Consider the following 6,718-nt stretch of genomic DNA (forward strand, 5'->3'; position numbering starts at 1 on the left):
CGGGGGCACAACATGTTTGTCGATAAAGCGAAGATATTTGTAAAAGGCGGCGACGGAGGCGATGGTATCGTTTCTTTTCGCCGTGAGAAGTATGTCGAGCAGGGCGGTCCTGCAGGCGGAGACGGTGGCCGTGGCGGAGACTTGATTTTTCAAGTTGACGAAGGGCTTCGTACACTAATGGACTTCCGCTATCAGAAGCATTTCAAGGCTGATCGCGGTGAGCGCGGAAAAGTAAAAAGCATGCATGGAGCGGGCGCTGACGATACAATCGTACGTATTCCGCCGGGCACAATAATCGTTGATGATGATACGCAAGAAATTATTGCGGATATGACTCGTCACGGTCAACAAATCGTTATTGCAAAAGGCGGACGCGGTGGACGCGGCAATATTCGCTTCGCTACGCAAAATAATCCAGCTCCATATATTTCGGAGAATGGAGAAGAGGGGCAAGAGCGCTGGGTTGTGCTTGAGCTTAAGGTAATGGCTGATGTAGGCCTAGTTGGTTTTCCTAGCGTAGGTAAATCCACTTTGCTATCCGTCGTTTCTGGCGCTAAGCCCAAAATTGGTGCATATCATTTTACGACGATTACACCTAATCTAGGTGTCGTTGACGTCGGGGATAGCCGCAGCTTCGTTATGGCTGACTTGCCTGGGTTAATTGAAGGAGCACATGAGGGCGTAGGCCTCGGCCATGAGTTTCTTCGTCACGTAGAGCGGACAAGAGTTATCGTTCATGTCATTGATATGTCTGCATCTGAGGGACGCGATCCTTTCGAGGATTGGGTGAAAATCAATGAGGAGCTTGTTCTCTATAATGAGAAGCTCGCAGATCGTCCGCAAATTATTGCAGCTAACAAAATGGACATGCCGGATTCTGAGGAGCAGCTTGAATTGTTCAAGCAGAAGCTTGCAGAAGTAAGCGGTGATCGCCAATATGAAATTTTGCCAATCTCCTCGCTAACGAAAAAAGGCGTACAGGAACTTCTATATAAAGCAGCTGACGTTCTGGATACGGTTTCTGAGCAAGTTGAAATCGCAGATGTGAAAGATGTTGCTGAACGGAAGGTTTACACGTACGAGAAGCGTCAAGAAACGACATTCACTATCCATAAGGAAGATGAAGTGTACGTTATCGTGAGCGAAGGTATTAGTAATTATATGAAACGGATGAATTTGACTTCCTATGATGCGGTCATGCGCTTTGCGCGTACGATGCGCAAAATGGGCGTTGATGCCGAGCTTCGGAAGATGGGAGCAAAAGACGGCGATATGGTTCAAATCGGTGATTTTGCTTTTGAATTCTTCGAGGGCAGCGACTATAATCCGAATGGCTAGAGCATTCGCACATATTAAGAAATGAAGACGGCGAAAGCCGTCTTTTCTTATTTTGCCTATTGCCCCAAGCTGTATATTTCGATATAATGTCCACTATAGGTGAACAATTGTCTTTTTGAGGAGGACGAATAGTGACGAAACGCTATTATGTCGTTCGAGAGGATATTTTACCGGAAGCGATTATGAAGACGATACAAGTAAAGGAGATGCTTGGCCGGGGAGATGCGGCAACCGTTCATGAAGCGGTTGAACGCGTGGGACTTAGCCGAAGCGCTTTTTATAAGTATAAAGATGGTGTCTATGCGCTTAATGAGCTGGAACGAGAACGAATTGCGACGATCTCCATGGATTTGGAGCATCGTTCAGGCGTGCTCTCGAACGTGCTTAGCATGGTAGCGAGCTTGGATGGCAATGTGCTGACGATGAATCAGACTATTCCGCTTCAAGGGTTCGCTAATGTCGTCATTTCGGTCGATATTTCGCAGCTTTCCGGGGAACTGTCATCGCTGGTCGAGATGCTTCGCAGCCAAGCTGGCGTGCGTAAAGCTTCGGTCATCGGACAAGGATAACAGAATCGATAATGGAGGGTATATATGAAGCCGGTTAAAGTTGGATTATTAGGTCTTGGAACAGTTGGTACTGGTGTAGTTCGCATTGTTGAAGGGCATCAGGATGATTTGGCAAGTCAGGTCGGCTCGCCGATCGTAATTGAAAAGGTACTCGTTCAAGACAAAAGTAAATCGCGTAATATTGCAGTTGACTCAAGCAAGCTCACTGAGGATCCTTGGGAAGTAATCCGTCACCCTGAGATTGATGTAATTGTTGAAGTTATGGGAGGAATCGGGCTTACAAAAGAGTATATTTTGGAAGCACTCTCCCTTGGCAAGCATGTAGTAACCGCAAATAAAGATTTGATGGCTATGCATGGTCCTGAAATATTGGCGAAAGCCAAAGAAAACCGTTGCGACGTGCTATATGAAGCAAGCGTAGCTGGCGGCATTCCGATTATACGTACGCTTGTCGAAGGTTTCGCCTCCGACCGCATTAATAAGATTATGGGTATCGTGAACGGCACTACCAATTTTATTTTGACAAAGATGAGTCAAGAGGGCGCTTCCTACCTAGATGTGCTTAAGGAAGCTCAGGAGCTGGGTTATGCTGAGTCAGATCCGACATCGGATGTTGAAGGACTGGATGCAGCGCGCAAAATGACAATTCTCGCTACGATCGGCTTCCGCGCGAATGTAGCGCTTGAGGACGTATCCGTTCAAGGCATTTCTTCCGTATCGAAAGAGGATATTTTGTATGCGAAGCGTCTGGGTTATGAAGTGAAGCTGCTAGGTATCGCAGAGCGTCAGGATGACCTTATCAGCATCAGCGTACAACCAACGATGGTTAAACAATCACATCCGATCGCATCGGTTAATGGCGTATTTAACGCGGTTTATGTATATGGCGAAGCTGTTGGCGAAACGATGTTCTACGGTGCAGGCGCGGGTGAGCTTCCGACGGCTACCTCGATCGTATCCGATTTGGTTGCAGTCGTGAAGAACCTAAAGCTTGGCGTGAACGGTATGCAGGGAAGTCTTGCATATAAAGAGAAGAAACTCAAAACCGACGAGCAAATTTCATCGAAATATTTCATTCTACTTAATGTAGCGGATCGTGCCGGTGTTCTTGCACGCATTACGCAAGTACTAGCTGACTTTGAGGTTAGCTTGGAGTCTGTATTGCAGCAGCCGACACCGTCAAGTCCGGAAGCTGAGATCATCATCATCACTCATGATGCGAACAAAGCTGCAATCCAGAAGGTACTTTCTAAGTTTGAGTCACTGGATGTCGTTCATAAAGTGAAAAGCGTCTATCGCGTAGAAGGATAAAGCTTATGAACAATCGCAGAGTTATCGTGAAAATACCAGCAAGCACGGCTAATCTAGGACCAGGCTTCGACACGCTTGGGATGGCACTTTCGTTATATGCTTGGATTGAGATGAGCGTCTCTGAACAAACAGAATTCCAGTTTTACGGCGATCAAATGAGTGGTTTGCCAAAAGACAAAACCAATTTGATCTATAAGGTTGCGCAGCTTGTGTTCAAAGAGGCAGGCGTATCTGTGCCTGAGCTCTCTATTTCGATGCACAGCGATATTCCGCTTACTCGCGGTCTTGGCAGCAGCGCATCAGCTATAGTTGGCGCTCTTGTAGCTTCAAACGCATTGATTGGCAGTCCGCTTACGGATGATAAGCTGTTCCAAATGGCAACAGCGCTGGAAGGGCATCCGGATAATGTGGGCGCATCCTTATTCGGCGGCATTGTCGTCTCTGCTTGGGATGGAGAGAGAGCTGATTATGTTAGAATTGAGCCGCATCACAAGCTCAAGACGCTAGTAGCGATTCCAGCCTTTCAGTTGTCGACGGAGAAAGCGCGCCACGCGCTGCCGTCTTCAATCAGTATGGCTGACGCAATATTTAACGTCAGCCGCAGCTCTTTGCTCGTCGCTGCGCTTGCTGGCGGCGAGCTGGGAATGATCCGCCATGCGATGAAGGATCGGCTGCACCAGCCTTATCGTGCAGCGTTGATTCCGGGCATGGCGACCATTCTAGAGCGCGCGGTAGAGCACGGCGCGCTGGGCGCAGCGCTAAGCGGAGCAGGGCCGACGCTGATTGCATTTGTTGAGGCTGGGACTGAACACAGCTCAGGCGAATCCATGCTCGAAACATTTCTGCTTGATACGCTGAAGCAGGAGGGAATTGAAGCGAAGACGCTATGGTTGTCTCCATGCGCTCAGGGTCCTCAAATTACGATAGAGGATATTTCTTCGCAACCTGCGATTCCTCTGCCGGATAGAATTAAAGGAGAAATGAAGCGATGAAGACGATAGCAGTTTTACCTGCTGGTTCCGTATCGGATGAAGCAGCGAGACATTTATTCCGCGGAGAAGAAATAGACTGGAAGCATCATAGGTTAATATCCGATGTGTTCTTATCTACAGTCAACGGAATAAGTGATTACAGCGTCATTCCGATCGAGAATACGATAGAGGGTTCCGTAAGCCTCCATATGGATTGGCTTGTACATGAGGTTGATATTCCGATTCAAGCGGAGTGGGTTTACCCGTCCATTCAAAATTTAATTGGCCGTCAATCCGAGCTGTTAAACGATAACGGGGAACTGGATTACTCGCGTATTACCAAAGTGATTAGCCATCCTGTAGCGATCGCACAGTGCTTGCAATTTTTACGAACGCATCTACCGCATGCCGTCACAGAGCATGTCAGCAGTACAGCAGAGGGTGTTAGAATCGTTAAGAACAACCCGAACGCTGGTTTGGCGGCTATAGGCACGATGACGGCTGCTGCGAACGAGAAGCTCGATGTTCTTGCAAGCGAAATTACGGATCATGATAATAACTACACTCGTTTTTTGCTGGTCGGGTCAAAACCGTACACGGATCGTCAATCCGATAATATAAAAACGAGCATATTAATAACGTTGCCAGAAGACTACCCGGGGGCGCTACATCAGGTTCTATCTGCTTTTGCATGGCGCAAAATCAACTTGTCCCGTATTGAATCCCGCCCGACGAAGAAGAAGCTCGGCAATTATTATTTCTTTATCGACATTGACATGGCTCTTGATACCGTTCTGCTGCCATCGGCCATACAAGAAATTGAAGCAATTGGCTGCCAGGTTCGCGTATTAGGAAGCTATCCAAGCTTTACTGAATTCAAGAAACAACAATAGCTTTTATTCGTAAAAGTGCAATAATAATCGATGTGTTTATAGAAAGCCGGGTTCACTCTGAGGGGTGAGCTCGGCTTTTTTACTATTTTTTTTGTGAAAGTGGAGACACCTGCCCATATTCTGCATAGGATGTAAGGATTGATAATAGGCATTAGCAGTGCCTGGTTATTCAGAACGTGACAGGAGGTTAACAGCGAGTGAAAATCCATATTGTGAAAAAGGGCGAGTCCTTATACTTTATCGGCCAAAAGTATAACGTAACGCTCGAAGAGCTTTTGAAGCTGAATCCGGGTATTACGAATCCGGACGCCATTGATGTTGGCATGAAGCTGAAAATTCCGTCAAGCCACACGGGGGGCTCAGGAGGTGGAATGGATATCATGCACCAACACATTGTAAAACAAGGTGATACGCTTTGGAAGCTCTCGAAGGCTTGGGGTGTGCCTCTAGCGGATATGATTAAAGTGAATCCGCAGCTTAAAAACCCTAACGTGCTGCTTACTGGTGAAATTGTGAACATTCCTAAGGTTGGCGAAACGATGACTGAAGGAACTGGTGGCCAGGGTACAGGACATAATACTGGTCAGAGCTTGGCACAAAACACGGGAGGTCACCACGCCCTTCACCCAAGTTCAATCATGCAAGGGGTACAGGGCTGGGTCGGAAAGCTTTCTACAGCTCCTATTATTGGAAAAACACCAACAGCTCCAATCGCTGGCAAAACGCCAACAGCTCCAATTGCAGGCAAGACGCCAACTGCGCCTATTGCTCCAGCACCAGTAGCCCCGGCTCCTGTAACGCCGGTTGCACCTGTTCAAGAGAAGAAACCAACAGCTCCTATTGTGAAGCCAGTAGAACCAGCTCCTCTTCCTGCCCCTAAAGCGGCAGCTATTGAGCCAGCCAAAAAAGCGCTGCCGATCGAGAAGCCTGTTGAGAAGAAGCTCAAACCGATTCATTCTGAATATAAGCCGAATGTTGATCTATTCAAACAATATGGCATTCCGGCAACCGAAGCATTATCCTTGTATGATTTGCCTAAAGCGCCTGAAGCAGTATCACCTGTTGCACAACAGCCTACTTACGGAGGATATGGGCACAGTCAGCCTATGACCATGCCAGCCCAGACAGGATACGGGCAACCGATGATCATGCCAATGCACACAGGGTATGGTTATGGCCAACCAATGACTATGCCAGCTCATATGGATCATGGTTACGGTTATGGCGATTGGCATCAACCAGTGCCATTCGGAAGTATGGTAAGCCCAATGAGTGAAGGTCACGAGGCACCATTTGAATGTCCTCCAGGGATGGTTTTTGTCGGAAGTTATCCATCTCCTTCTAGTATGCCCATGGGCGTTGGTTCGGAATGGGGTTATGGTTATCCAATGGTTAGTCCTCTCCAACAAGGCATGCAAGAAAATAGTCAGATGGTAGCGGGAGCTTCTGCTTCCCCTAACCAAAGCATGGTATCGCCAATGGCGACGCAGCCAAACCAAGGCATGGTATCGCCAATGGCGACACAGCCGAACCAAGGCATGGTATCGCCAATGGCGACGCAGCCAAACCAAGGCATGGTATCGCCAATGGCGACACAGCCAAACCAAGGCATGGTATCGCCAATGGCGACACAGCC

Annotated in this window: 6 protein-coding genes; all 6 read left to right on the forward strand. The window is 47.9% G+C overall.

What is annotated here, in order from left to right; all coding sequences use genetic code 11:
• Positions 1-12 precede the first annotated feature (12 nt).
• Positions 13-1,338, forward strand: a complete 1,326-nt coding sequence (obgE, locus tag AC787_RS22570; protein ID WP_054027242.1) for a GTPase ObgE — start codon at positions 13-15, stop codon at positions 1,336-1,338.
• Between the two features lie 131 nt (positions 1,339-1,469).
• Positions 1,470-1,907, forward strand: a complete 438-nt coding sequence (locus tag AC787_RS22575; RefSeq protein WP_054027243.1) for an ACT domain-containing protein — start codon at positions 1,470-1,472, stop codon at positions 1,905-1,907.
• Positions 1,908-1,931: 24 nt separating this feature from the next.
• A complete protein-coding gene (locus AC787_RS22580; protein ID WP_054027244.1) occupies positions 1,932-3,218 on the forward strand; it encodes a homoserine dehydrogenase in 1,287 nt (428 codons plus the stop codon).
• A gap of 5 nt (positions 3,219-3,223) precedes the next feature.
• Positions 3,224-4,210, forward strand: a complete 987-nt coding sequence (thrB, locus tag AC787_RS22585; protein WP_054027245.1) for a homoserine kinase — start codon at positions 3,224-3,226, stop codon at positions 4,208-4,210.
• Positions 4,207-5,082 carry a prephenate dehydratase gene (pheA, locus tag AC787_RS22590; protein WP_054027246.1) on the forward strand — a complete coding sequence of 292 codons (876 nt, stop codon included), beginning with the start codon at positions 4,207-4,209 and terminating at the stop codon, positions 5,080-5,082. The genes thrB and pheA overlap by 4 nt, the downstream gene beginning before the upstream one ends.
• 197 nt (positions 5,083-5,279) lie before the next feature.
• The coding region (locus tag AC787_RS34885; RefSeq protein ID WP_054027247.1) for a LysM peptidoglycan-binding domain-containing protein at positions 5,280-6,718 on the forward strand (1,439 nt) is incomplete at its 3' end.

Source organism: Bacillus sp. FJAT-28004 (assembly GCF_001280845.1).
Classification (GTDB): domain Bacteria; phylum Bacillota; class Bacilli; order Paenibacillales; family Paenibacillaceae; genus Pristimantibacillus.